The organism is Williamsia sp. DF01-3, from assembly GCF_023051145.1.
Classification (GTDB): domain Bacteria; phylum Actinomycetota; class Actinomycetes; order Mycobacteriales; family Mycobacteriaceae; genus Williamsia.
The window spans coordinates 596,645-620,850 of the sequence record NZ_JALKFS010000005.1; the positions used below are offsets into that span (position 1 = coordinate 596,645).

Annotated in this window: 27 protein-coding genes; 12 read left to right on the plus strand and 15 right to left on the minus strand. The window is 64.3% G+C overall.

The window, feature by feature from the left end; genetic code table 11:
• Positions 1-8 precede the first annotated feature (8 nt).
• The gene (locus MVA47_RS04740) at positions 9-704 is read left to right on the plus strand and encodes a response regulator transcription factor (protein ID WP_247206885.1); all 696 of its coding nucleotides are present in this window, start codon (positions 9-11) and stop codon (positions 702-704) included.
• Positions 697-1,809: a HAMP domain-containing sensor histidine kinase gene (locus MVA47_RS04745; RefSeq protein ID WP_247206886.1), complete on the plus strand. Its 1,113-nt coding sequence runs from the start codon at positions 697-699 to the stop codon at positions 1,807-1,809. Before MVA47_RS04740 ends, MVA47_RS04745 begins: the two co-directional genes overlap by 8 nt.
• Positions 1,810-1,818: 9 nt before the next feature.
• On the opposite strand, the gene MVA47_RS04750 is transcribed toward MVA47_RS04745, so the two are convergent.
• From MVA47_RS04750 to MVA47_RS04790, 9 genes are all read right to left on the minus strand, one after another.
• Positions 1,819-2,943 (minus strand): UDP-N-acetylglucosamine--N-acetylmuramyl-(pentapeptide) pyrophosphoryl-undecaprenol N-acetylglucosamine transferase, encoded by a 1,125-nt coding sequence (locus MVA47_RS04750; RefSeq protein WP_308280485.1) that lies wholly within the window; start codon positions 2,941-2,943, stop codon positions 1,819-1,821.
• Entirely contained in the window at positions 2,940-3,548 is a 609-nt protein-coding gene (gene vanX / locus MVA47_RS04755) for a D-Ala-D-Ala dipeptidase VanX (protein WP_247206887.1), read from the minus strand. The genes MVA47_RS04750 and vanX overlap by 4 nt, the downstream gene beginning before the upstream one ends.
• Complete coding sequence (gene vanA / locus MVA47_RS04760) at positions 3,545-4,585, minus strand: D-alanine--(R)-lactate ligase (RefSeq protein WP_247206888.1); 1,041 nt, start codon at positions 4,583-4,585, stop codon at positions 3,545-3,547. The genes vanX and vanA overlap by 4 nt, the downstream gene beginning before the upstream one ends.
• Entirely contained in the window at positions 4,578-5,612 is a 1,035-nt protein-coding gene (locus tag MVA47_RS04765) for a D-isomer specific 2-hydroxyacid dehydrogenase family protein (protein ID WP_247206889.1), read from the minus strand. Before MVA47_RS04765 ends, vanA begins: the two co-directional genes overlap by 8 nt.
• Positions 5,613-5,719: 107 nt before the next feature.
• Positions 5,720-6,364, minus strand: a complete 645-nt coding sequence (locus MVA47_RS04770) for a dihydrofolate reductase family protein (RefSeq protein WP_247206890.1) — start codon at positions 6,362-6,364, stop codon at positions 5,720-5,722.
• An 83-nt stretch (positions 6,365-6,447) separates the two neighbouring features.
• A complete protein-coding gene (locus tag MVA47_RS04775) occupies positions 6,448-7,098 on the minus strand; it encodes an MSMEG_1061 family FMN-dependent PPOX-type flavoprotein (RefSeq protein WP_247206891.1) in 651 nt (216 codons plus the stop codon).
• A gap of 44 nt (positions 7,099-7,142) precedes the next feature.
• A complete protein-coding gene (locus tag MVA47_RS04780) occupies positions 7,143-8,036 on the minus strand; it encodes an LCP family protein (RefSeq protein WP_374474346.1) in 894 nt (297 codons plus the stop codon).
• Between the two features lie 634 nt (positions 8,037-8,670).
• Positions 8,671-9,483, minus strand: coding sequence for a CPBP family intramembrane glutamic endopeptidase (locus MVA47_RS04785; protein ID WP_247206893.1), 813 nt, complete (start codon positions 9,481-9,483; stop codon positions 8,671-8,673).
• Positions 9,484-9,519: 36 nt separating this feature from the next.
• On the minus strand, positions 9,520-10,284 hold the full coding sequence (locus MVA47_RS04790) for a DUF2470 domain-containing protein (RefSeq protein WP_247206894.1): 765 nt from the start codon (positions 10,282-10,284) through the stop codon (positions 9,520-9,522).
• A 131-nt stretch (positions 10,285-10,415) separates the two neighbouring features.
• Here MVA47_RS04790 and pheA point away from each other — a divergent pair, with 131 nt between their 5' ends.
• Together pheA and MVA47_RS04800 are read left to right on the plus strand one after the other, a co-directional pair.
• On the plus strand, positions 10,416-11,336 hold the full coding sequence (gene pheA / locus MVA47_RS04795) for a prephenate dehydratase (protein ID WP_247206895.1): 921 nt from the start codon (positions 10,416-10,418) through the stop codon (positions 11,334-11,336).
• The gene (locus MVA47_RS04800) at positions 11,333-11,998 is read left to right on the plus strand and encodes a histidine phosphatase family protein (protein ID WP_247206896.1); all 666 of its coding nucleotides are present in this window, start codon (positions 11,333-11,335) and stop codon (positions 11,996-11,998) included. The genes pheA and MVA47_RS04800 overlap by 4 nt, the downstream gene beginning before the upstream one ends.
• 39 nt (positions 11,999-12,037) lie before the next feature.
• Here MVA47_RS04800 and MVA47_RS04805 read toward each other — a convergent pair whose 3' ends face one another.
• Both MVA47_RS04805 and MVA47_RS04810 read right to left on the minus strand, forming a co-directional pair.
• Entirely contained in the window at positions 12,038-12,388 is a 351-nt protein-coding gene (locus MVA47_RS04805; protein WP_023954955.1) for a metallopeptidase family protein, read from the minus strand.
• Positions 12,389-12,391: 3 nt separating this feature from the next.
• Complete coding sequence (locus MVA47_RS04810) at positions 12,392-13,495, minus strand: septum formation family protein (RefSeq protein WP_247206897.1); 1,104 nt, start codon at positions 13,493-13,495, stop codon at positions 12,392-12,394.
• 129 nt (positions 13,496-13,624) lie between these two features.
• Here MVA47_RS04810 and MVA47_RS04815 point away from each other — a divergent pair, with 129 nt between their 5' ends.
• Together MVA47_RS04815 and serS are read left to right on the plus strand one after the other, a co-directional pair.
• Positions 13,625-14,041, plus strand: a complete 417-nt coding sequence (locus MVA47_RS04815) for an ankyrin repeat domain-containing protein (protein ID WP_247206898.1) — start codon at positions 13,625-13,627, stop codon at positions 14,039-14,041.
• A 10-nt stretch (positions 14,042-14,051) separates the two neighbouring features.
• The gene (gene serS, locus MVA47_RS04820) at positions 14,052-15,308 is read left to right on the plus strand and encodes a serine--tRNA ligase (protein ID WP_247206899.1); all 1,257 of its coding nucleotides are present in this window, start codon (positions 14,052-14,054) and stop codon (positions 15,306-15,308) included.
• 9 nt (positions 15,309-15,317) lie between these two features.
• On the opposite strand, the gene phoU is transcribed toward serS, so the two are convergent.
• A complete protein-coding gene (gene phoU / locus MVA47_RS04825; RefSeq protein ID WP_247206900.1) occupies positions 15,318-15,971 on the minus strand; it encodes a phosphate signaling complex protein PhoU in 654 nt (217 codons plus the stop codon).
• A 390-nt stretch (positions 15,972-16,361) separates the two neighbouring features.
• On the opposite strand from phoU, the gene MVA47_RS04830 reads away from it, so the two are divergent.
• Positions 16,362-17,273, plus strand: coding sequence for a hypothetical protein (locus MVA47_RS04830; protein WP_247206901.1), 912 nt, complete (start codon positions 16,362-16,364; stop codon positions 17,271-17,273).
• On the plus strand, positions 17,270-17,776 hold the full coding sequence (locus MVA47_RS04835) for a hypothetical protein (protein ID WP_023954945.1): 507 nt from the start codon (positions 17,270-17,272) through the stop codon (positions 17,774-17,776). Before MVA47_RS04830 ends, MVA47_RS04835 begins: the two co-directional genes overlap by 4 nt.
• A gap of 27 nt (positions 17,777-17,803) precedes the next feature.
• On the opposite strand, the gene MVA47_RS04840 is transcribed toward MVA47_RS04835, so the two are convergent.
• Positions 17,804-18,652, minus strand: a complete 849-nt coding sequence (locus tag MVA47_RS04840) for an SDR family oxidoreductase (RefSeq protein ID WP_247206902.1) — start codon at positions 18,650-18,652, stop codon at positions 17,804-17,806.
• Between the two features lie 121 nt (positions 18,653-18,773).
• On the opposite strand from MVA47_RS04840, the gene MVA47_RS04845 reads away from it, so the two are divergent.
• On the plus strand, positions 18,774-19,193 hold the full coding sequence (locus MVA47_RS04845) for a ChaB family protein (RefSeq protein ID WP_247206903.1): 420 nt from the start codon (positions 18,774-18,776) through the stop codon (positions 19,191-19,193).
• A gap of 46 nt (positions 19,194-19,239) precedes the next feature.
• Here the strand turns inward: MVA47_RS04845 and MVA47_RS04850 are convergent, their stop codons facing one another.
• A complete protein-coding gene (locus MVA47_RS04850; RefSeq protein WP_247206904.1) occupies positions 19,240-20,418 on the minus strand; it encodes a zinc-dependent alcohol dehydrogenase in 1,179 nt (392 codons plus the stop codon).
• 175 nt (positions 20,419-20,593) lie between these two features.
• Here MVA47_RS04850 and MVA47_RS04855 point away from each other — a divergent pair, with 175 nt between their 5' ends.
• The 3 genes from MVA47_RS04855 (at position 20,594) to MVA47_RS04865 (ending at position 22,594) form a co-directional block, all read left to right on the plus strand.
• Positions 20,594-21,421 (plus strand): SigB/SigF/SigG family RNA polymerase sigma factor, encoded by an 828-nt coding sequence (locus MVA47_RS04855; RefSeq protein ID WP_374474093.1) that lies wholly within the window; start codon positions 20,594-20,596, stop codon positions 21,419-21,421.
• Positions 21,422-21,536: 115 nt separating this feature from the next.
• Positions 21,537-21,947, plus strand: coding sequence for an STAS domain-containing protein (locus tag MVA47_RS04860; RefSeq protein ID WP_247206905.1), 411 nt, complete (start codon positions 21,537-21,539; stop codon positions 21,945-21,947).
• Between the two features lie 257 nt (positions 21,948-22,204).
• Positions 22,205-22,594 (plus strand): ATP-binding protein, encoded by a 390-nt coding sequence (locus MVA47_RS04865; RefSeq protein ID WP_247206906.1) that lies wholly within the window; start codon positions 22,205-22,207, stop codon positions 22,592-22,594.
• A gap of 77 nt (positions 22,595-22,671) precedes the next feature.
• Here the strand turns inward: MVA47_RS04865 and MVA47_RS04870 are convergent, their stop codons facing one another.
• Positions 22,672-24,198 carry an FAD-dependent oxidoreductase gene (locus MVA47_RS04870; RefSeq protein ID WP_308280487.1) on the minus strand — a complete coding sequence of 509 codons (1,527 nt, stop codon included), beginning with the start codon at positions 24,196-24,198 and terminating at the stop codon, positions 22,672-22,674.
• Between the last annotated feature and the right edge of the window lie 8 nt (positions 24,199-24,206).

Here is a 24,206-nt window from a genome sequence, read left to right on the forward strand (position 1 = left end):
ATCAACGAATGCGTGTTTTGGTGGTCGAGGACGAACCGTTGATGGCTGAGGCCATCAGGGATGGGCTGCGCCTGGAGGCGATTGCCGCCGATACCGCCGGTGATGGCGACACCGCTCTCGAACTGTTGAGCATCAACTCCTATGACATCGCTGTACTCGACCGCGATATCCCCGGGCCGTCCGGCGATGAGATCGCCGAGAGCATCGTCGCTTCCGGCAGCGGGATGCCGATACTGATGCTGACGGCAGCTGACAGGCTCGACGACAAGACAACCGGTTTCGAACTGGGTGCCGACGACTACCTCACCAAGCCGTTCGAACTGAAAGAGCTCGTACTCCGGCTCCGTGCGCTCGACCGCAGGAGGACACGCAACAGGCCGCCCGTACGGGAGATCGCGGGGTTGCGCGTGGACGCATTCCGCCGTGAGGTCTACCGGGACGGTCAGTATGTGGCATTGACCCGCAAGCAGTTTGCTGTGCTCGAAGTCCTCGTGACTGCTGAAGGAGGTGTGGTCAGCGCCGAAGAGCTTCTGGAGCGGGCATGGGACGAGAATGCCGACCCCTTCACCAATGCGGTGCGGATCACGGTCTCGGGACTACGGAAACGGCTTGGCGAGCCCTGGCTCGTCGCCACCGTGCCTGGAGTCGGGTATCGGATAGACACGGCGGCCGGCACGGACCACGTAGGAGAAGGACGTGGATAGGAAGCCCGGGTTGAGTGTCCGACTCAAACTCACTCTCAGCTATGCGGGGTTCCTCATGCTCGCGGGAGTTCTGCTGCTCGGAGCAGTGTGGGTGTTCCTGCTGCGTTACGTACCGGAGGTGACCGGGGCGAATCCGGGCGGCATGCCGAGAATGCCGGGGTCTGGCCCCGATCGCTCCGATCTGGAGGACGCCTTCACGCCCAAAGCGGCCGCGGCAATGGCGTTCCTTCTTGTGTTCGGTCTCGTGGGAGGCTGGATTCTCGCCGGACACATGTTGGCCCCGCTGACGCGGATCACCACCGCCACCCGGCTGGCCGCGGGTGGGTCACTGTCCCACCGGGTTGCGCTCGAGGGCCGCAGCGACGAGTTTCGCGAACTCGCCGACAGCTTCGACGCAATGCTCGCCCGACTCGAAGCGCACGTCGCGGAACAACAACGGTTCGCCGCCAACGCTTCTCATGAGCTGCGCACTCCACTGGCGATCACACAGACCCTGCTCGATGTGGCACGCAGCGACCCGAACCGCGACACCGGAGAACTGATCGACCGCCTCTATTTTGTCAACTCGAGGGCGATAGATCTCACCGAAGCGCTCCTCCTGCTGAGCCGCGCCGACCAGCGCGTGTTCAGCCGGGACCACGTCGACTTGTCCCTCATCGCCGAGGAAGCCGCCGAAACCCTTCTCCCACTTGCAGAAGAACGTGGGCTGACCGTCGAGACCGTCGGCGACATCGCTCCCATCACCGGTTCACACGCACTTCTGCTCCAGATGGTGACCAACCTGGTTCACAACGCGATCGTTCACAACCTGTCCGAATCGGGCACGGTGTGGGTCAGCACGAGTGTGGGGCCTGACGCCGTTGTTCTCACGGTGGACAACACCGGCGACAAGCTCACCGCCCAAGCGGTTGCAACGATCACCGAGCCATTCCAGCGGGGTACCGCCCGTGTTCGGGACGGCCACGCGGGTGTGGGCCTCGGTCTGGCCATCGTCAAGAGCATCGCGCACGCACACGACGGAACGCTGACCCTCACGCCGCGGCCGGCCGGAGGCCTGCGCGTCATTGTCCGATTGCCCGCAGCAGGTGAGCGCATCGTCAGGTGAAGTCGGCCCTTACGCCATCGATGTGCGTCGGTCGGCGACAACATTCAGTACATGACGGGCGAGCACCACGTCGGCATCCGGTACGCCGGATGCCGACGCCCGTGCCGACATCGCCTTGAGCCGCCTCAAATCCGTGAGCAGCGGGATCAGCGTGGTCTCGATCCAGGCCGCGTCGAGGGCCGCGTCGTCGACCTCTATCGCGCCGCCGCCGCCACAGCCGGCGCGGCGTTCAACCGCGTGCTCGCCCCCGCGCAACGGCAGCGGTACGTACGCTGCCGGTAGGCCGACGGCGCCGAGTTCTGCGCACGTCATGGCGCCTGAACGGCAGATTGCGAAATCGGCTGCAGCGTAGACATATTGCATGTCGTCGACATACGGGACAACGACATAGGGTGCACCCTCGAAGTCGCCACCGGGAACATCGACCCGGCGCTGAGGTCCCGTGATGTGCAGTACCTGCACACCGTGTGCCCGCAGTGACGGGGCCGCACGGGAGACCGCCGCATTGATGGTTCCGGCACCTTGGGATCCACCTGTCACCATCAGGACCGGCAGGTCGGTTCGCAGGCCGAATCGGCGGCGGGCCGTGTCGCGCAGATTGAGGCGATCGAGCTGAGATATGGCCGGGCGCAGAGGTATTCCGATGACCTTGGCCTGTGGTAGGCGAACACCGGGCGCTGCGGTGAACACATGTGTCGTGAGGTGGGCGCCCAACCGGTTGGCCATGCCGGGCTGGGCGTTTGCCTCGTGCACGACGATCGCGAGACCACGCATGCGTGCGGCCAGATACGCCGGGGCGGAGACGTATCCGCCGAAACCCACAAGAACCTCCGCGTGGACCTTGTCGAGGACCGCACCCGCAGACCGTACCGAAACGCACAGCCTTGTCGGCAGGTTCAGCAGCGCACGGTTCATTCGGCGGGGTAGCGGAACCGGCGGGATGAGTTCAAGCGGGTATCCGCGCGACGGGATCAGGGTGGTGTCGAGTCCGCGAGTGGTACCGAGCGAGGTGATGACGGCAGTGGGTTCCAGGCGGCGGAGCGCGTCGGCGAAGTTCAACATCGGCTCGATGTGGCCGGCCGAATGTCCCCCGGCCACAACCACACGCGGTGCCGGTACCTGGCCGGCCGTCACGTGATCGGGAAGTCGAAGTAGGTGTCGGGGTAGGGTTCGTCCCTCAGTGTGTAGTGCCACCACTCACTGTCGTAGGAGGCGAAGTCGCAGGCCGCCATGAGGGAGCGCAAACACTCGCGATTCCTGGCCGCGGCGGCTGTGGTCCCGGGCGCGCCATGGTGCGAGATGGGATCCATCAGGTCATGCCCGCCACCCATCGCAGCCAGTTCACCGGTGTTCAGGTGGTACAGCGTCAGGTCGGTGGTGCTACCGCGGCTGTGGCCCGATTTGTAAGCCACATAACCGTTGTCGAACATCTCGGTTCGGCTGATGTTGGGGTGGTACCGCGATTTCGTCTCCGCCTCATCGGGCTGCTGTGCCCAGCGGACGAAGCAGTCGACGGCGCATTGAGGGCGGTAGCCGTCCCAGAGCAGCAGGCCGAACCCGAGTGATGCGGCCTTGTCCCTCACCTGCTCGAGGGCTGAGCACAGGGCTCGCGTGCCGACTATCCGATTGGCGAGGTACCCGTCCACGGGTTTGCCGGTGAAGTTGTCCCACGTTGCGTATTTGGCGTCCCAGCGTATGCCGGACACGAACTCATCGACGTAGACGAAATCGGCATTCATGAGGACGCACCGGCCATCGTCATGGAGACCATGTGGTCGATCACGTCGGACAACGGCATGCCCGCAGCGGCCATCATTCTCGGGTAGCGGCTGTATGAGGTCAGTCCTGGCAGGGTGTTGACCTCGTTGAGGATCACCTGCCCTTCCTCGGTGAGGAACATGTCGACGCGGGACAGCCCGCGGCAGCCCATAGCGCGGTAGATTGACTTCGCTGTCTCTTGCACATGTGCTCGCGACTCGGCGGATATGTTCGCGGGAACGGTGACCGTCGAGTTCTCCGAACCACTTTCCGGATTCGCCTCCTGGTGAATTCGAAAGAATCCGTCGGACAACATGATCTGGTCGACCTCACCGACGATGACGTCGCTGCCGGTACCCAGCATGGCGCAGCCGACTTCGCTGCCGAGAACAGCCTCCTCGATGAGAGTCTTCGAATCATATTGGCGTGAGGCGGCAATGGCATCTGCGAGCTCGCCCGGAACTCGTACCTTGCTGACGCCGAACGACGACCCGGAGCGTGCCGGTTTGACGAAGACCGGGTAGGGGAGTTGATCGGCGTCGACGTCTCCCTGCACACCGACAACCCAGAAGTTCGGCGTGGCGATCCCCGCGCTTCTGGCGACGGTGTACGCGAGTGACTTGTCCATACAGAGGGCTGAGCTCTGGATGTCGCAGCCGAGGTAGGGAATGCCGGATAGTTCCAGCAGTCCCTGGACGGCCCCGTCCTCACCGAGGGTGCCGTGCAGAATGGGAATTACGAGATCCAGACGCTCGACCTCGTAGCGTCCGTGGTCCAGGACCAGCAACCCGTGGACGCTTCGGTCGGGAGACAGCAGCGCCGGTCGGGAATCTCCTTTTTCCCAACCGTATTCAGGGTTGGTGCACAGCCGCCAGGCTCCACTTCTGGTGATGCCGATGTAGAAGGGCTCGTACTTCGCGAGGTCCACGTGCTTGGCCACCTCCTGCGCGGACTTGACCGAGACGGGGTGTTCCTCGGAACTTCCGCCGAAGATGATCCCGATGCGCAACCTAGCCACGTTGTTCCCTCTCGAATCTCAAGCAGTTGACGATGGAGTTCTCGACCGTGTCGCGCAGTGCGTGGTCGGTGTAGAAAGCGGTGTGTGGACTGACGATCACGTTCGGCATCTGTTGCAAACGCGTCAGCATCGTGCCCCCGAGCGATCGAGTCCTGCAGTCCGCGTAGAAGATCCCCTCCTCACCCTCCACCACATCGAGGGCCGCGCCACCGAGGTCGCCCCTCTCCAGCGCACCGACGAGGGCCTCGGTGTCGATGAGCGAACCCCGGCCGGTGTTCACGATGTACGCGCCGCGCTTCATCCGGCCGAGTCGTTCGCGATCGAGGAGGTGGTGTGTTCCCGCGTCGAGCGGTGTGTGCAAGGTGATGATGTCGCTTTGCTCGACCAGTTCGTCGAGGTCGACGTAATTGATGCCAATCGTGGTGTGGGTGTCGTAGGCCAGGATGCGGCTACCGAAGCCTCGCAGCCGATTCATGACGGCGGTGCCGATGCGGCCGGTGCCGATCACTCCCACGGTCATGTCGCGAAGCTCTCGACCGCGAACCTCGCTCAACCGGTAGTCGCTGACGTCTGTGCGTCTGATGACTGACTTCGCATCTCGCACAGACATCAACATCAGCATCACGGCGTAGTCCGCGACGCTGTCGGGGGAGTAGCTGACATTCCCGACCGAGATGCCCAACCGCCGAGCATATTCGACGTCCAGATGGTTGTAACCGATGCTCCTGGTAGAGATGTACTCCACACCAGCCCGGCTGAGTGCCACCAAGGTGGGGTTCGACACCGGTGTCTTGTGCCCGATGCTGACGCAGCGATTTCCCTCTGCCAGCGCTGCATTGGAGGAGGAAGCGGTTGCTGCCGTGACGGTCACCGCCACACCCAATTCGAGCGCCCTCTCCTCGAAGAGGCGGGCTTCGTCGTGCTCACAGCCGTACACCGTGATTCCCACGAAAGGTGCCGGCGTTGCGGAGGAACGGACAGGCTTCGGCCGGTGGGCCGCCTGGTGTACCGATGTGCTGTAGGGCATGCCGACAGTCAAGACAGGCGAGTGTTGCCAGGGCGTATGAGGAAACCGATACGCCGACGATAGGTGCCGCTGCGGGTTGCACTCACGGCCTCACGCCACGTGAAGGGTCACTCCTGGCGCGGGGCGCCCCGGTCGCCGCCTGCCATGTCGCCCGTCCCTGGAGTTCCGTCCGCGAGTTCATAGCGCAGATAGACGGTGCCGCGAGGCCCCGCTGCCGGTGGTTCGACGAGGGTGAGGTTGGTGGGAACAGCTCCGCCGTCGAAAATCTTCTTCCCGACTCCGAGCATGATGGGGTGAAGCCACAGATCGATCCGGTCGAACAGCTTGTCGCGCAACAGGGTCTGTACCAGGTTCAGACTTCCGACGACCTTGATGTTCTCGTGGCGATCACGGATCTCGTTCACCGCGTCGGACAGATTGGGCCCGAGTTGAGAAGATCCTGCCCACGAGAGGTCCGGCTTGCCGCGTGAGGCGACGTACTTGGGGATGCGATTGAAGAGCGTGGCGATCTCGTTGTCGGGGCCTTCCTCCTGATGAGGCCAGTGTGCAGCGAAGATGTCGTAGGTTCGTCGGCCGAGAAGAAGGGCGTCGGTGCCCTCGTAGGCAGCGCCGACCTGTCCCCCTGCGACCTCGTCGAACAGTGGCGCCTGCCAGCCACCGAACGGGAACCCGATCGGGTCCTCGTCGGGTGCGCCGGGGGCCTGCCCGACGAGGTCGAGGGTTGCGAACAGTTCCAGGTATATCTTGCCCATGGTGTACTCCCGATGAAGTGATCTGGCCGTCGAAGAGTGGACCAGGCAACTCGTCGGAACTCATCGGTGACAAGGCCGGGACGTCAGTACAGGGTCTGGTAGGCGACCTCGATGTCCTCGTCGATGCGGTGCGCGGTGGCCTCATCACGCTGCAACTGAGCGGCCATGATCTCGCCAGTGGTCGGTACCTCTCCCGGCGACGCAAGACTCGCGGGGTCCCACAGCTTGGATCGCAGAATGGCCCTGCCACAGTGCAGATATGCCTCGTCGACCTCGACGATGAGAGCGAGTTCGGGTGTTTTGTCTCTGGCCGCGAGTTGGGGCAGGAGGTCGGGATCCTCGGTCAGGTAGCCATTCCCGTTGATACGCAGGGTCTCGCGATGACCGGGCACAAGAAAGATGAGACCGATGCCGGGGCGCGACAAGATGTTCTCGAAAGAATCGATCCGCTTGTTGCCGATGCGGTCGGGGATGGCGATGGTGGTGTCGTCGAGAACCTTCACGAATCCTGGCTGGTCGCCGCGCGGAGAGCAGTCGGCGGACCCGTCGTCGTTGGAGGTGGCCATGCACAGGAACGGCGAACGCGCGATGAACCGGCGGAAGTTGGGGTCGATGGTGCGCTGCACTTTTGTCACCGCCAGCCCGGCGGGCTCACCGATCAACTCCCTGACCCGGTCATGCGACATACGGCGCGGACGTCCCGTGGCGGCGGACCCACCTGATGTCGATGTCATGGCAGAAAAGCCCTTTCGATGGTCGGATTGATCCGTGTCGAGTATCAGCCTGTCTGGATCAGTTCGGGCGGAACCTCTTTGCCGTCTGCGATGGCCGCAAAGAACGCCGTCGTGTTGTCGCCCCAGGCAAGTGAGTCACCGGCATCGGTTAAGATCGACCCGCCGTTGGGTGTGGTCACCGTGACCGGGTCGCTGCGCAGCGCCCACGCGAGGCGTGCGAGATGCCATATGTGGTCGCCGTTGTCGACCGTCAGGGAGCTCACGGTCCCGTTCACCAGGGGCCAGAAGCGGAACGGGTTCAGGATTGTCGAGGCGCTGGTGGCCTTCTTCATCAGCGCTGCCATGAACTTTCGCTGGTTCACCACACGCTCGAGGTCGGCGTTCGCGAATGCGCGGGTGCGGACAAACCCCAGGGCCTCGCGGCCGTTCAGGGTCTGGCAACCGGCCTTGAGGTCGATTCCGGCGAGCGGGTCGTTGATCGGGGCGTCGAGACACATCTCGATACCACCGACCGCGTCGACCATCTTGTCGAATCCGCCGAAACCGATCTCGGCATAGTGGTCGATCCGCAGGCCGGTGTTGGTCTCGATGGTCTGTACCAACAACTTCGGGCCGCCCAAACTGAAGGCGGCGTTCACCTTGTGTGAACCCTGACCAGGGATGTCGACGTAGAGGTCCCGCGGGATGGAGATGATCATCGGCTTACCCCCGGAGCCGAAGTGGACCAGCATGATCGTGTCTGTCCGAGAGCCCTCGCTGTCACCTGTCGAAAGGGCTTGGCGCTCGGCCTCACTGAGGTCGGCGCGGGAATCAGAGCCGACCAGCAGCCAATTGGTGCCGGCGCTGCTCGCGACCCGGCCCTCATAGTTGGACAGGGCATCGACGCGGTTGAGTTTGCTGTCGAAGTAGACGAGCAGACCGATGGTGCCGAGCACCATCACCAGCAGCAGGATCAGGACGGTGCGCACGACCGGCAGCCGTCTGCGGCGCCGTGGCGGTGGTGGCGGGACCGCGCGGTCGGTGCGGCGATGCCCCGGGTCGCGCGGAGGTTGCCGTGGCGGCCGGTTGTAGGCAACCACCGGGGGTGGTCCCTGAGCAGGTCGAGACGTTCGGGTCTCGGGGGCGCCGGACTCCGACCACGCGCGGGCGGGTTGGTAGCTGTCCTGTGGGCGTTGGGGCGGCGGACCCTGAGGCGACCGCGGTGGTCCGGCGGGAGGTGGGGCCTGACGCGGCGGACCCTGGCCGGGAACACGTCCGCGGAATGGGTCCTGTTGTGGTGGGCGCCCGGGAACCGGTCCAGGCCTTCCGTTGGGTTGGCCACCACCGGGGCCGGGGACCATCCGCCGCGTCGGCCCCCGGGCTGGGGCGGTTGTCCCTGACGGGGACGTCCCGCGCCGCCTGGGCGGCGGATGAACGGCTCGTCCTGGTCAGTCATTGCACAGACTCTACTGAAGAACGCCCGGTCGTAAGCTCGCCTGTTTGTAGTCCCTGAAGGCTGTCGGTTGTGCTGGCGCCGAGGGAACCATCCCCTCGGCGCACTCGTATTCGACAGATTTCAGGGCGGGATGCGACTCAATTGGCTTCCAGCCACCGTAGGTGGTCCTTCAACAGCGCGTACCCGACAAAGGCGACGGTATCGATGAGTGCATGCCCGATGACCAGCGGCCACACTCGATTGGTCCGCTGGAAAACGCGGCCATAGACGAGGCCCATGACGACGTTGCCGAGTCCGCCGCCGACACCTTGATAGAGGTGATAGCTACCGCGGAGCACGGCAGAGAACAGGAGGCTGCGGTTCTCGCTCCATCCGAGTTGTCGCAGCCTGGTGATGATGTAGGCCACCACGAGGAACTCTTCGGCTGCCGCGTTGCCGATCGCCGCGAACACCAACATCGGCAATCTCCAGAATGTCTCGTCGAGATTCGACGGGAGAACCTGGACGTTGAGATCCAAAGCCCTTGCGACAACATAGAGACCGAGGCCGGGTATCCCGATCAGTGCGGCCAGCCCGATCCCCAAGGGAAGATCGAACCGCGCTTTTACGCGCGGAAACCCGATGCGTGCCAAAGGAACTCCGGCACGCCAGATCAGGTACACCGCCAGTGCGGCGATGCCGAACAATCTGCAGGCATCGAGGAGTTGGTAGAAGAAGTCGATGAGACCGAGATCGGATGCGCTGTTGTTCAGGGCGACCGCGCTGCCGCCCACCCCGCGCTCGGACATTGCGGTCTCGATGATCGAGAGCAGAGATCTTGCTCCCGACAACCCGAAGGTGAGGACGAGCACGATCGTGATCTCGATACCGATCGCGCGTCGCTGACGGGGATCGGTGATCACCTCCGGCTGCGCCGGTCGTGTCGGTTGTAGCCACGGGCGCAGGTTCACCCGGTCGAGGTTACTGGCGCTCTCTGCGCAGCGACGTCAGCTCTGGCCGGGCAGGCTGTTGATGTAGGGGCAGCCTGCCAAGGCGCGCAGAGCACGCGACAACTCGAAGACGTCGTGAACCGGTCGTGGGAACGACAGTCGAACATCGGAATCGCTCTCGGGTCCCTCGATGCGGAGCCGCACGCCGAAGCGGTCGATGCCCAACGGGCGCACCTGGCCTTCGCGCAGTTCTGCCGGCAGCCGGCCGCTCAGCGCCGCGACGAGATCGGCGTGATCCTCGTCGAGGTGGGCGACCCAGTCAGCCTCCAGCTCCCAGAAGGGGTCGGGTGCGGCTGCGGACAACTCGGGCGTGGACACCGAGGCGGCTCCGGATGAATTGGCAAGAACCGCGGAGCTCAGGTTCAGGCGGAGCAGCGAGTAGCCGTGACCGATGTCGAGCAGGCCCGCCGACGGGTGGTCGGTGGCGATCTCGCAGGCCAGATCCCGTTCGAGATCCGAGGGCACCGAATGGAGTGCCCCGTTGAGCCAGATCAGGGAACGGACCTGTTCCCGTAGCTCGATGGGGGCGAGGTCGGTCACCTCGACCATCGCCGGCAGTCCGGCCGAACCGGCCTGCCAGGCGAGAGCGCACGCGGCGGAGTCGGAGGGTACGAGGACAAACGCCTGCGAGTCGTACAGGTGCACCATCGTCACCGGCGAGGGTTCGCTGCCCTCGATGGCGAGCATTGCTTCGGTGACGCGCATGCAGGCGGTACGGATCAGCTCGGCGTCTGATGGTCGTGCGGTGGCGATTTTCGACATCTGCTGTCCTCGATGGTCGGCGGAAGGGTGTCACCCTGTCTGCTCGGTGTAGGTAACCCTAACCTAATCACGGGTTGTCTCGTCCCGCAAGCTTTCCGGCGACTCCCGTTCACTGCCGTAATCTTCAAATCGTGCCTGCGATCGCCTACTTCGGACCCTCCGGAACGTTCACCGAGATGGCTCTGGAGCAACTGCTCACCGAGAATCCGTCGTTCGGGGACGACGGCGATGTCGAACGAGTCAGTGCCACGAGCCCGGGCCGGGTGATTGATCTCGTACGTCGAGGTGAGGTCGCCTACGGATGCGTCCCGATCGAGAGCTCGGTGGAAGGCTCTGTGCCGGCGACCCTGGACGCGCTGATCAAGGGCTCCAGGGTGCAGATCTTTGCCGAAACAGTCCTGGACATCGCCTTCACGCTGGCCACCCGCGGGCCGATGGCCTCCTCGGACATCACGACGATCGCCGCCTACCCGGTGGCCTCGGCACAGGTTCGCGAGACGCTCGAGCGCGACTATCCGCGGGCGCAACTCGTCACCAGCGGGTCCAATTCGGCGGCCGCGCAGGACGTGGTGGAAGGCCGGGCGGATGCCGCGATCACCACGCCGCTGTCGGTCCGGCTCTACGGCCTTCACGCACTGGCGACGGGCGTCGCCGATTCCGACGAAGCCAACACCCGCTTCGTATTGGTGGGCAGGCCCGGTCCCGTCCCCGCCCGCACCGGCCGAGACCGCACGTCGGTGACCCTGGATCTTCCCAACGTCCCGGGTTCGCTGATGGCTGCCATGTACGAGTTCGCGACGCGCGGCATCGACCTGACGCGTATCGAGTCACGACCCAGACGGGAGCCGGGCGGCTTCTTCTTCAATCTCGATGTGGTGGGGCATCTCGACGATCCGCCCATCGCCGAAGCGCTCGGTGCCCTCCACCGACGGGCCACGGCGATGCACTTTCTCGGCTCGTGGCCGTCGGCCCGGCCCAACGGCACCCCGCCGCCCAGCCATCAACAGAGCGATCAGTGGCTCGAATCGATCAGGCAGGGTCTGGACCGATGAGCTCATTGCATCTCGTCCGGCACGGCGAGACCACCTCGAACGTGCTCCAACGACTCGACACCGCATTGCCGGGCGCGGGTCTCACCGACTTCGGCGCACGCCAGGCCGCCAGGTATGCACTCGAACGACCTGACGTAACGGACCCGGTGCTGTTCTCGTCGCGGGCCCGGCGAGCTCGTCAGACGGCCGACCTGATCGGTTCGGTGTGGGACGTGGAGAACCAGGTACTCGATGGCTTGCACGAGGTTCAGGTCGGCGACCTCGAGGACCAGACGTCAGAAGACGCGCACAAGGTGTTCTCCACCACGGTCCGCAGCTGGTTCGCCGGTGACCTCGGTGCTCGATTGCCCGGCGGAGAATCACTGAACGACGTCTACGAGCGGTTCCTGCCCGTCATCGAGGACATCGCCGACCGGTACCTGCAAGCCGACGGCTCCGGTCCCGACGTGCACCTGGTGAGTCACGGCGCAGCCATCCGGCTCGTCGCAGCCCGCCTGGTGAACATGCCGACCGAGTTCGCGCTCGCCCACCACCTGGGGAACACAGGATCCATCGAACTGACCCGGACCGAAGACGGATGGACGTGCCTGCGGTGGGGCAGTGAACTACCGCCGTTCCGGCGTGACGACGAACCTGAGCTCGCCCGCGACCCGATGGGCTAGTCGGGGCGGTTGGGCTGGTCGGGGCGGTGCGCTCCGGTCTCAACCCCACCCGTTGGCGTGGAGCCAGTCGTCGGAGATCCCGAAGTGATGTGCGATCTCATGGACCACCGTGATGGCGACCTCTGAGATCACCTCGTCCTCGCTGTCGCACATGTCGAGGATGGGCTCGCGATAGATGGTGATGGTGTCCGGAAGGGTGCCGCCGTAGTGGCTGTCGCGTTCGGTCAGTGCGATTCCGTAGTACAGCCCGAGCAGGTCTGGTTCCTCGGGATGGTGCGGCTCGACGAGGACCACCACGTTGTTCATCGCAGCAGCGAGTTCTTCGGGGATGGTGTCGAGCGCATCGGACACCAGTTCGTCGAACGCTTTGTCCGACATGACAACCGGCATCGGTCAGCCACCACCGCCGCCGGCCGGCGCCGGGGTCTCGATCGGATTGGGTTCGATACCGGGGGGCAGTGGCACCGGTGATGGGATGAGGCGTCCAGGAGGCTCGACGGGCGGCGGGGTCGGCACCTTGCCGTTGATGAGCAGGTTTCCGGCCGCGGCGTCGCCGACCAGCGTGGCGAATCCACCTTGATCGGGTAAGCCGATGTAACACACCACTTTTCGGCTACCGGCCAGCCAACTCGGCTCGGCGAGTGTGGACCACTGCAGGTTGAGGGTGGTCTGCGTCAGCTTGTCGGGGCCGCCGAGGAACTGGCTGGTGACGTCGGGGCAGGTGGTCTTGAGGTAGTTGTCCTGTTCGGCCACAGGGGGATACGGCGCACCGGCCCCCGTGGGGTCGAACCTCGCCGAGAGGTCGACCACAGATGTGACCTGAAAAGCGTGCGGCTCAGCGCAATCCACCGGATCGGTGGGCTTGCGGGTGGCCGGGTCGATCCCGATGCAGGTGCCCTCGGGCCACTGCTGCGACTGGTCCTGGTCCCGCACCAGACCGGCGAACGGCTTCAATGTGCCGGTGGTGCCCGACAACTGCAGCCCACAGCGCAAACTGCGTTCCCCGTCCGTCCATTGCTGTTGGGAGGGGTACATCAGTCCGACCGAGAACCGACCGGCCGGATCGAGCTGGCCGCCCAGATAGTTGTTCACCACCACCGGGCAGTGTTCGTCGCGGATTGCGGTGAACTGCTCGGCGGTGGGCCACGGCGCATCCTCGCCGAACTGGACACCCGGGTAAGCCGCAGTGTCCACAGATCCGGCGACCTCGAACATGTGCTCGGCGGTGCAGTCGACCTTGGACTGTTTGGCCGGTAGGTCCACCGGCCAGGTCAGGCAGTCGCCGGCGACCGACTCCGAGAACGGGCTCGACCGCGCCGACGTCTTGGCGTCGCCGATCTCTTCTCCGTCGACCTTGCCGGGATCGTCGAATCCACCCAGCACTGCCACCACGCCTGCGCAGATCACCGCGCCCACGAGGATGGCGGCAAGCAGCACCCTGACCGGGTGTCGAAGCACGTGACCCAGTCGATCCCGTCGGCCGTCTCTGTCAACCATCGTGTCCATCATGCACTGAGGTCTGTGGCCGCGAGACGAAACCCTCTGGTGCATGGCCCGCGTTGTGCACTGAGGTCTGTGGCCGCGAGACGAAACCCTCGGGTGCATGGCCCGCGTTATCGTCGGAGGATGGAATCAGACGCGCGAGGCGATGACTCTGACGCCGTGACGCCGAGCGAGGATGTCGCCGAGCTGGCCGGACGGCTGTTCGACATGGCACGGTCCGGTGACACGGCCGTACTCGGATATGTGAAAGCCGGTGTGCCGGTCAATCTGACGAACGGTGCGGGCGACACCCTGCTGATGCTGGCGGCCTACCACGGGCACCACGACGTGGTGTCCGGGCTGATCGAATCTGGTGCAGACGTCAACCGCGTCAACGACAAGGGGCAGACGCCGCTCGCCGGCGCTGTCTTCAAATCGCATGACGATGTGGTGCGAGCGCTCATCGCCGCGGGGGCCGATCCGGACACTGGGCACCCCACCGCGCGTGATGCCGTTTCGATGTTCGGGCGCGAAGATTACCTGGGGCTGCTCGACCAGTAGGGTTTCCAGAGTGATCGACCTGAAGATTTTGCGCGACAACCCCGACCTCGTCCGGGCATCTCAACGCACCCGCGGTGAGGATCCCGGCCTCGTGGATGTGCTGCTCGCCGCCGACTCCGAGCGTCGGGCCGCCATCGCCGAGGCCGATCAGCTGCGCTCGGAACAGAAGGACCTCGGCAAGCTCATCGGGAAGGCGCCCGCCGAGGAGAAGCAGGAACTGCTCGCTCGGGGCAAGCACCTCGCGGACCAGGTCAAAGCCGCTCACGCCCGCGAGTCTGCGGCCGACGAGAAGATGGCTGCCGCTCATCGCGCCATCAACAACATCGTGACGCCGGAGGCACCTGCCGGTGGCGAAGAGGACTTCGTCCTCGTGGAGACCGTGGGCGAGCCCACCCCGATCGAGGACCCCAAGGATCACCTGGAACTCGGCGAGAGCCTCGGTCTGCTGGACATGGAGCGCGGCGCGAAGGTCTCGGGCTCACGCTTTTACTTCCTGACCGGGCCGGGAGCCATGCTGCAGCTCGGACTGTTGCAGCTCGCGGCACAGAAGGCGACGGCCAACGGCTTCACCGTGATGATCCCTCCGGTACTGGTTCGACCGGAGGTGATGGACGGCACCGGATTCCTCGGGGCCCACTCGGCCGAGGTGTACCACCTCGCCGAAGATGATCTGTATCTCGTCGGTACGTCCGAGGTCCCACTCGCCGGCTACCACATGGGTGAGATCCTCGACCTGTCCGCCGGACCCAAGCGGTATGCGGGTTGGTCGAGCTGCTTCCGTCGTGAGGCGGGTAGCTACGGCAAGGACACCCGCGGCATCATCCGGGTGCATCAGTTCGACAAGGTCGAGGCCTTCATCTACTGCAAGCCCGAAGACGCCAAGACCGAGCACGAAAAGCTCCTCGGCTGGCAGAAGGACATGCTGGCGGCGATCGATGTGCCGTACCGCGTCATCGACGTTGCCGGCGGCGACCTCGGTTCGTCGGCGGCCCGCAAATCTGACTGTGAGGCATGGGTTCCGACGCAGAACACCTACCGCGAACTCACCTCGACATCCAACTGCACGACGTATCAGGCCAGAAGGCTCCAGGTGCGGTACCGCGGGGACAACGGCAAGCCGCAGGTGGCCGCGACCCTGAACGGCACCCTGGCCACCACCCGCTGGATCGTGGCGATCCTGGAGAACCACCAGCAGCCGGACGGCAGCGTGCGGGTGCCGGAGGCGCTGGTGCCTTTTGTCGGCACCGACGTCCTCAATCCCCGCTGAGCGCGCGAATCATCGTGCGGGCTGTGGCAATTCGCCCGTGACCTGGAAGATGATCCGTCGTCCGACCAGTACTGCGTGGTCGGCGAAGCGTTCGTAATAGCGGCCGAGCAGAGTGATGTCGACGGCGGCGGACACTCCATGCGACCAGCTGGGATCGGTGAGGGTTGCGGTCAATCGTGCGTGTAGGTCGTCCATGACGTCGTCATCGTCGTTCAGTCGGCGCGCTTCGGCGGGGTCATGGGTGAGCAGTACATCTCCGACCGTGTGTGCCATCGTCTCGGCGACACGCGCCATCTGTGCAAAATGCGGTGTGATCTCGGCAGGCAGAACGCACATGGGATGACGCCGCCTGGCTGCTTCGGCAATGTGTACGGCCAATCCGCCCATGCGGTCGAGATCGGCGATGATGTGGGTGGAGGCGACAATCGTACGAAGATCGCACGCCACCGGTGCCTGCCGGGCCAACAGGGTGAAGGCCTGCGACTCCGCCCTGGCCGATAGGGACCGCAGCTCGTCGTGTGAACTGACCACGCGTTCCGCGCCGGCCAGATCCGCGTGTTCGACGGCCAGCCCCGCTTGCTGCATGGCATCTCCGGCGAACGTCGCCATCGCGCTCAGCGTGGCATTGAGTACCCGGAGCTGTTCGTTGAATGTGACACGCATGTTGTCCCCTGTGTCGTCGGTGACCAGGCTGTCGAAGCCCAGAATGCAACCCCCGCTGCATGGAACCTGCACTGGTTGGACAGATAGCGAGATGGCGCACCCGAAAGTGCGCGCCGTCACAAGACTACCTCCGGGTGACGTGGCCGGCACCGTGCTCGCTCACGACAAAAGCCGCGGCCCTCGATCGAGGTCCGCGGCTTGTGCCGAAGCAGGGACGATGCTCGCCAGTGCGCCTCTCGGCAAGTGGTTGCTCGCAGCAACTTTGGGGTGGTACCCGGGGCAGTGATACGAACACCGTCGTTTTCTACAACAGGCGGTTGCGCCGCACTATTCCGCGTTCGGAAGGCGCGTTCATGCGCGGAAGTGGTCGGGCCCCGACATAATCCCCTCATGATCATCGGGATTCTCGCGGCGCTGTTCGCGTGCATCGCATACGGGGTGTCGTCCGTCATGCAGGCCTACGGCGCACGCTCGGCGAGGCAAGCGGCTGCCGCGCGCGGCGAGAGCGGTTTCGAAACCGACAAGGGCGCACCGACCATGCGGTCGACGATGGCCGCGGTCTTGACGACCGCGTTCATCGTCGGAACCGTTCTCGATGTTGTCGGGTTCGGCGGCAGCGCGGTGTCGGCACGTCTCATCCCGCTCTTCCTGTCGCAGACGATCGTCAGTGCGAACCTGGTGGTGACAGCGATCCTCGGCATCTTCGTGCTCGGCATCAACCTGCACAAAAGGGACTGGCTGGCGATCGCCGTCGTGATCGTGGCGCTGTTCGCGCTGGGTATCTCGGCGGACTCCGAAGGGCACGGCCACGATGCCGCCTGGTTCCATTGGGGGCTACTTGCCGTCACGCTTGCGTTGTTTGCCGGTTCGATCGGGTTGATCCGGTGGCTGGGCTCCCGGGCGGCGATTGCCGCTGGCCTGTGTGCGGGCGCAATGTTCGGCGCTGTTGCCATTGCGGTGCGCATCCTGCACGGCATCTCGGACTTCGACGTGGTCGACATCCTCACCGACCCTGCCGCCTACGCGCTTGCGGTCGCCGGAATAGGTGGCTACTACCTGCACACCGTCGCGCTGCAGCTGGGCTCGGTCAACGGCGCGACCGCAGCGCTCGTGGTGGGCGAGACGGTGGTGCCCGGTCTGGTCGGCATCATCTGGCTGGGCGACAACGCACTCCCGGGCCGGACGTGGTTGGCTGTTCTCGGCTTCATCTTCGCGGTCGTCGGCGCGGTCACTGTGGCGTGGTCGGGCGCGGTGGAAGCCAGCGCACAGGCCGAGTCCGGAGCAGAGAAGGCACCAGCATGAGCACCACGATGTACAAGCGGTCCACCCGAATGGTCCGTTTCGACGAACTGTCCATGGAAATGACGGCAGCTCTGGCAGAACATGCACAAAGCCATCAATTGGTTCTCAGCGATGACATGCCGGCCTGGCTCACCTCCAGCCAGAATCTGCCCTCGAACTCACTTCTGGGAAAGGTGTTCCGCCGCAAGGCGAACTGGACCGATCCGGATGCGGCACACGAGGTGCTCGTGGTCATCCACTCCACTCACCTGATCGTGGTGACGGCGGGCGAGAAGCGGGGCACCGCCGTGCTGTCGGTGCCGATGTCGCAGGCGTCGGCCCGGGTGGGCAGCGCGCTCGAAGACACCTTTGCGGCGGTGGAGGACTCGGGGATCACCCTGGGCGGCTTCCCGGGAGAGCACGGACAAGCCGGTACCTTCTACATCGGGCTCGGCCCCGAACCTGCGGGAGCCGAATGCGCGGAGGCGATCCGTGAGGCGATCACCGAGGCAAAGAACCCGTAGTCGGTTGTCCTGCCCGGCCCGCCGACCTCAGCCGGGCAGCGTTTCGCCGCCGATCGGAGCCAGCACCTCGCCGCTGTAGTACGACGACATGGTCTGCGATGCGAAGAACACGTAGGACGGTGCGATCTCGTCCGGCTGTGCTGCGCGGCCCATGGGCACCTGCTTGCCGAAGTCCGCGACCTTGTCAGCCGGCATTGTCGCGGGGATCAACGGTGTCCAGACCGGTCCCGGCGCAACGCAATTCACCCGGATTCCGCGGTCGACGAGACTCTGCGCGAGCGAGTAGGTGAGCGCGATGACAGCGCCCTTGGTGGCCGAATAGTCGATCAGTGACGCGTTGCCGCGCAGCCCGTTGATGGAGCCGGTGTTGATGATTGCCGAACCCTCGCCGAGGTGCTCGAGGGCAGCGTGGGTCACATGGAAGAAGCTGTGGATGTTCACGTCGAACGTTCGTTTCCACTGCTCGGGAGTGATCTCGGAGAAGTCCTCGACAACGTGTTGGTAGGCAACATTGTTCACGAGGATGTCGAGACCGCCCAAGTCGTCGACCGTGCGGCCCACGATCTGGCGGCAGTGTGTGGGATCGGCCAGATCCCCTGCGTACGTGGTGCATCGGCGCCCTTCTGCTTCGACGAGCCCCTTGGTGTGGGCGGCATCGTCGGACTCGTCGAGGTACGCGATGGCGACGTCTGCGCCCTCTTTGGCGTACGCGACGGCAACTGCCCGTCCGATGCCCGAGTCGCCGCCGGTGATGAGAGCCTTCTTGCCCTGCAGGAGTCCGCGGCCCTGGTACGAACGCATTTCGTCGTGTGGTTGCTCGCTCATGTCCCCGGTGCGGCCCGGGTATTCGATGTTCTCGGCTGGATGTTCGCTCATGATGTGCACCTTTCTCTTCACCGCTGCTTACCCGGCGCTGACCGGGTGAAACCTCGAGTTTGACGGTCCTGTTGACGGGTAACCTCCAGGACCGATCGAACTCTCGAGAAGGAGGAAGCACATGCCGAAGACAGCAAAATCGGGTGCGCCGAAGAAGAGTGAGCTGCCCAGTACGTTGATCAAATCGGGCAAGAAGGCACAACGCACGTTCACCAAGACCTACGACTCGGCGATGGACGAATACGGCGACGAGAAACGAGCGCACCGCACAGCCTTCTCCGCTCTCAAGCACAGCTTCGAAAAGGTCGGCGACCGTTGGGAACCCAAGAAGAAGAAGGGTCCCTCTGACAGCCGGGCCAAGAGTGGTGGCCCCAATCCATCGGGTAAGTCTGCCGAGGGAGTGGACGCCAACGCCAGCAAGGATCACCTGGTCAAGGTGGCGAAGCGACTCGACATCAAGGGCCGCTCTTCTATGAAGAAGAAGGAATTGGTCACCGCCATCAAGAAGGCGAACAGAAAGAAGACTGCCAAGAACCGGTGAGGGTTCTCGAGCAGTCTTCTCCGATGTGCGGTGAGGCCCTCGGTCCTCAGGGACGGAGCAGGACCTTGACCGCGCCGTCCTGCTTCTTGGAGAAGATCTCGTAGGCGTGCGGGGCCTCTTCGAGACTGACTTCGTGCGTGGCGAAGGTGTCCACGCCCAGCGGGTCGTCGTCGGTGAGGAGCGGCATGATGTCGTCCACCCAATGCTTGACGTTGGCCTGCCCCATCCGCACATTGATCTGCTTGTCGAACATGGTGCCCAAAGGCAGCGGGTCTGCCTCGCCGCCGTAGACACCGATGAGAGACACCGTGCCGCCGCGCCGGACAGCGTCGATGGCGGTGTAGACAGCCGTGAGCCGGTCCACGCCGGCGGTCTTGAACACCGGCTGAGCCACCGCATCGGGAAGTAGGCCGGCGACCGTCTGGACTAGCTTCGCCACGGGCGCACCGTGGGCCTCCATGCCCACTGCATCGATGACGGAGTCGGTTCCGCGCCCTGAGGTGCGGTCCCGGATGACCTCTCCGATGTTCTTGTTCGAGCGCATGTCGATGGTGTCGATACCACGCGCCGTGGCCCGATCCAGACGTTCCGGCACCATGTCCACCGCGACGACGTCGTACCCACGGTGTGCAGCGATGCGCGCACACATGTCGCCGATCGGACCGAGGCCGAGAACGGTCACCGTTCCACCGTCGGGCACGTTGGCGTACTCCACGGCCTGCCAGGCTGTCGGGAGAACGTCGGAGAGGTAGACGAATCGCGAGTCGGGCGGCCCCTCGGGCACCTTGATGTGGGTGAAGTCGGCCAGAGGGACTCGAAGGTACTCGGCCTGACCGCCGGGAACCTGGCCGTAGAGCTGGGAGAACCCGAACAGGGCCGCGCCGCGACCCTCCGATGTGACCTGCGTGGTCTCGCATTGGGTGTGAAGCCCTCTGTCGCACATGAAACAACTGCCACAACAGATCTGGAACGGAATGACCACACGGTCACCCACGGCCAGGTTCTTCACGTCAGCCCCGATCTCGACCACCCGTCCCATCGGTTCGTGACCCAGGATGTCGCCGGCATTCATGAACGGCCCGAGCACCTCGTAAAGGTGGAGGTCCGAGCCGCAGATGTTCGTGGTCGTCAGCTCGATGATGGCATCGGTAGGCTCCTGGATCTTCGGGTCCGGTACCGTTTCGACACGCACGTCCCGCTTGCCCTGCCACGTCACTGCTCTCATGAGTCCTCCTGGTCTGGTTCGCCCGTTTTGTATCTCGGGCACGCGGGTCGGATACCCACGGATTGCCGTGGTGAACCCAAGCGCTGCTCGAGAACAGGGCCGCATGAAAGGGTGGTTGAAGACGAACTCGACGGGGTAACCCAGACGAGTTGAACCAGCGAGCGTAGATGGGACCGTGTTGGAGCGAACTCAACCGAAGGCGCGGGTCTCAGACGACTATGCCGATGTCGTGGATCTGATCGCGCGTCTACGGGAGAAAGAGAAGGGCACGCCCGCTGCGGACCGTCTTCGAGACCAGGTCATCACCCGCTGCCTCCCTCTCGCCGAGAACATCGCCCGTCGCTTCAGTGGTCGCGGCGAAAACCACGACGACCTCGTCCAGGTTGCCCGCCTCGGTCTCGTCAATGCGGTGGACCGGTTCGATCCCCAGCACGGTTCGGAGTTCGTCTCTTTTGCAGTGCCCACGATCATGGGCGAAGTGCGCCGGCACTTTCGGGATGCGGCTTGGGCCACCCGGGTACCCCGCCGGCTGAAGGAACTCCACAAGTCGATCAGCGACGCCTCGGAAAACCTGTCCCAGCGGCTCGGGCGGGCACCGTCGGCCAGCGAGATAGCCGCCGAACTCGACCTCAGCGTCGCGGAGGTGACCGAAGGCCTCTTGGCGCGTGGGGCGTACCAGGCGCTGTCGACCGATTCCGGTGCAGCCGACGACGAGCTCGGCGCACCGTTGTTGGAAACGCTGGGTTCGGAAGATCCCGAGTACGAGCACGTCGAAAGCTACGTCGCGATCCGGCCGGCCCTCGCCAAGCTCTCCGAGCGAGAGCGACGAATCCTGGTGCTGCGATTCTTCGGATCTCAAACCCAAACCGAGATCGCGAAACAGCTCGGGATCTCTCAGATGCACGTCTCACGCATCCTCTCCAGCACCCTTGCCAAGTTGCGCGACGAGCTCGGCACTGACGAAGAAGGTGCACTGGGTGGGTCGAATTCCTTCCTGAATTGAAGAATGAATTGTAGATTGTTAATCAGGTTGGGAAGGCAGCCGGGCTTTCTGGACTGGCCTGCTCAGCGGGCGGCGAGTTCCAGGGGCAGTCATCGCCAGACGGCCGGAGGTTTTCATGTCGCCATCGGAGACCAATTTCTATCCTGAACTACGAGACATCGGCTCCATGACCGAGCTCGGGCACACATGCACCAGAAAGATCACGTTCTCCTGCACCCGTGCGCATCCCGTCGTCGTCCGGGTCGATGGTGAGATGGACCGCGACACCGTTGTGCTCCTCCAGGACTATCTCGGTCATCTGCTCAGTGGAACCAGGGCACTGATCGTCGACCTGTCCGACGTCGACTTCGTACCGTCGTCGGGCCTGAAACTGCTCATCGACGTTGCCGAGACAGCCGCCACAGAGGATCGATGGTTCGCGGTGGCTTGCGGGCGGCCCGTGAGTCGGCCGTTGGGGCTTCTCGGGGACCTTGTCGAATGTTTCGACTCGTTGGAATCGGCACGCCAAGCCACTCCCGCGCAGTAGCTGCTCGACCCAGAACCGCTTCACTTTGCTCGCCGCACAACGGTGATGCGGCGCGTTCCCGGGCATCGGACTGTGAAATCGTGGGGCACTGTAGGCACCCTGACTATTTGTTGCTCTTCGAGTGCTTAGGGCAGGCATCGTCGGGGTATACGGGGTGAGACCGTAGTAGGAGTAGTGCAAATGTCGATCGTGATCAACGCCGTTGGCCGGGGTAACCTGCCCGGTAAAGGGGGATCGAAGTGGTAGTGGGTGACGTCATGCGTATCGACGAAACGGCAGTGGCACCGGTGAACATCCGGGTGCCCGCCGACAAGTCGCAGGTTGCGATGGTCCGGGCCATCGCCGAGACCTTGGCGGTGCTTGCCGATTTCTCGCTGGACGAGGTTGCCGACATCAAGCTGGCCGTCGACGAGGCCGCGATGACGATCATCGGGCACGCCGGACCTGGTGCCGAACTGACAGTCGCTTTCACCACAGCCGAGCACCATTTCAACGGTGTGGTCCAGTCGTGGCTCCCGAGTTCGAACTCGTTGCCACAGACCGGCTTTGGATGGCACGTGCTGCAAACGCTGACCGAATCTGTGACCGTTCACGAGGGCGAAGCAGACAACGATGGCCGTCTGGTCGCCATCGAACTGGTGAAGTAACACTTCCGCTCAAGCAGTAGATCCCACGACGGACCGACAGCAACGACCATATCGGCAGGGTCGAGCGTCAGAACTGGTCAGTCGAGCTTGGTGAGAGGCCGCGTGGCCGGTCCCTCCAGGACCGCTCCATCGGCAGCGAAACGTGATCCATGGAGCGGGCAATCCCACGACTTCTCGGCGTCGTTCCAATTGAGTACACCGGCAAGATGAGGGCACACCGCCGACACCTTGTGCGTCTGTCCTTCCACGGTGCACACGCCCATCGGCCTGGCACCATTGCGACGCAGCACTCCGCCGCCCTCAGGAACAGGCTCGTCGTTATCCGAGGCGTTGCCGGGTTTGATCGCCGCGCCCGCCCACCCCCTGGCCATGTGCAGCCCGACTTCAGCATTGATCACGGCGGCAGACGGGACCCCCACGACCTGCGCAGGGCGGGACGAATCCAGGTACTCAGCCCACAGCGGACTACCGCCGAGGAGTCGGCCGGCGAGCGCCAACGCTGCAGCGACCCCATTTGTCATGCCCCACTTGGCAAATCCGGTGGCCACGTAGGCACTGTCGTGCCCGGGAAGGATCGGCCCCACGTAAGGCAACTCGTCGATCGTGATGTAGTCCTGTGCCGACCACTGGTGGGTCAGCTCGGCGGTGGGGAAATACGTTGTGGTCCAGTCGATCAGCTCGTCAACGTGTTCCTGCTCTGACTTGGCCCGGCCCACGGGATGTCCACTTCCGCCGGTGAGGAGCAGTGGCTCGCCGCTGGGCCCCGGTGCCCACCGGACCGACCTCGACGGCTGGTCGGCCGCAAGGTACATACCCGCCATGATCGGCTCCGAGACCGAGAAGGCGGCAGCGTACGAACGTTCGGGATGAACGCGGGCAAAGAATCCACCGCGATCGAGAATTGGTGTGCCGGTGGCCAAAATGATCTTCTTGCCGCGAACGGTGAGGTCCTCTCCGGAGACGGGATCCACCTGGTCCGTGCGAAGTATCTGGTCGCCGTCTTTGCTGTGCGCAGAAACGACCCGGGTGTTCTCGTAGACCTGCACACCATGCCGCTGGGCTTCGGCCACGAGCGCTCCGAGGGCATCGAGTGGGTGGAACTGGGCCTGATCGTCGAGGGCCACTGCCGCCACCGACGGAAACGGGGTCCCGGGATCATCGACCCACCGGACGTCGAGGCCCGCCTTCTGGCCGGCTTGGAATTCCTTGCGGATGCTGTCGAGGCCCTTGTCCGACTGCGCGTACGTGTACGCCGTCTCGATCTCGAACGGCACGTCGTGTTGCCGGCAGAAGGCCAGCAGCCATTGCTGGGCTTCGACGTTGGCGTCGACATAACCCCGCAACGCTGCGGCCGAGTGCTTACCTGAGATGGAGGACAGTCGAGTGCCCTGGAGCACACTGACTTTCGCGGTGGTGTTGCCCGTGGCCACGGCACCGACGTGTCGGGCTTCGACCAGGGCGACGTCGGCACCGGACCGACCCAGGAGCAGGGCAGTGGTCACGCCGGTGATGCCACCGCCGACAACGACGTAGTCGAAGCGCGAATCGGCAATGTTCCGATTAGGCGCATCGACATGAACGCTCTTCATCCACAGTGAGGACACAGCGCTCT

Bases quoted from the DNA above. Each gene is read 5' to 3' on its own strand.
- MVA47_RS04740 (WP_247206885.1), top strand. From the start codon at position 9: ATGCGTGTTTTGGTGGTCGAGGACGAACCGTTGATGGCTGAGGCCATC.
- vanX (WP_247206887.1), bottom strand. From the start codon at position 3,548: ATGAATGCCGATTTCGTCTACGTCGATGAGTTCGTGTCCGGCATACGC.
- MVA47_RS04765 (WP_247206889.1), bottom strand. From the start codon at position 5,612: ATGCCCTACAGCACATCGGTACACCAGGCGGCCCACCGGCCGAAGCCT.
- MVA47_RS04770 (WP_247206890.1), bottom strand. From the start codon at position 6,364: ATGGGCAAGATATACCTGGAACTGTTCGCAACCCTCGACCTCGTCGGG.
- MVA47_RS04775 (WP_247206891.1), bottom strand. From the start codon at position 7,098: ATGACATCGACATCAGGTGGGTCCGCCGCCACGGGACGTCCGCGCCGT.
- MVA47_RS04780 (WP_374474346.1), bottom strand. From the start codon at position 8,036: ATGGTGCTCGGCACCATCGGTCTGCTCGTCTACTTCGACAGCAAACTC.
- MVA47_RS04790 (WP_247206894.1), bottom strand. From the start codon at position 10,284: ATGTCGAAAATCGCCACCGCACGACCATCAGACGCCGAGCTGATCCGT.
- MVA47_RS04800 (WP_247206896.1), top strand. From the start codon at position 11,333: ATGAGCTCATTGCATCTCGTCCGGCACGGCGAGACCACCTCGAACGTG.
- MVA47_RS04805 (WP_023954955.1), bottom strand. From the start codon at position 12,388: ATGCCGGTTGTCATGTCGGACAAAGCGTTCGACGAACTGGTGTCCGAT.
- MVA47_RS04810 (WP_247206897.1), bottom strand. From the start codon at position 13,495: ATGGTTGACAGAGACGGCCGACGGGATCGACTGGGTCACGTGCTTCGA.
- MVA47_RS04815 (WP_247206898.1), top strand. From the start codon at position 13,625: ATGGAATCAGACGCGCGAGGCGATGACTCTGACGCCGTGACGCCGAGC.
- phoU (WP_247206900.1), bottom strand. From the start codon at position 15,971: ATGCGTGTCACATTCAACGAACAGCTCCGGGTACTCAATGCCACGCTG.
- MVA47_RS04830 (WP_247206901.1), top strand. From the start codon at position 16,362: ATGATCATCGGGATTCTCGCGGCGCTGTTCGCGTGCATCGCATACGGG.
- MVA47_RS04835 (WP_023954945.1), top strand. From the start codon at position 17,270: ATGAGCACCACGATGTACAAGCGGTCCACCCGAATGGTCCGTTTCGAC.
- MVA47_RS04840 (WP_247206902.1), bottom strand. From the start codon at position 18,652: ATGAGCGAACATCCAGCCGAGAACATCGAATACCCGGGCCGCACCGGG.
- MVA47_RS04845 (WP_247206903.1), top strand. From the start codon at position 18,774: ATGCCGAAGACAGCAAAATCGGGTGCGCCGAAGAAGAGTGAGCTGCCC.
- MVA47_RS04850 (WP_247206904.1), bottom strand. From the start codon at position 20,418: ATGAGAGCAGTGACGTGGCAGGGCAAGCGGGACGTGCGTGTCGAAACG.
- MVA47_RS04860 (WP_247206905.1), top strand. From the start codon at position 21,537: ATGTCGCCATCGGAGACCAATTTCTATCCTGAACTACGAGACATCGGC.
- MVA47_RS04865 (WP_247206906.1), top strand. From the start codon at position 22,205: ATGCGTATCGACGAAACGGCAGTGGCACCGGTGAACATCCGGGTGCCC.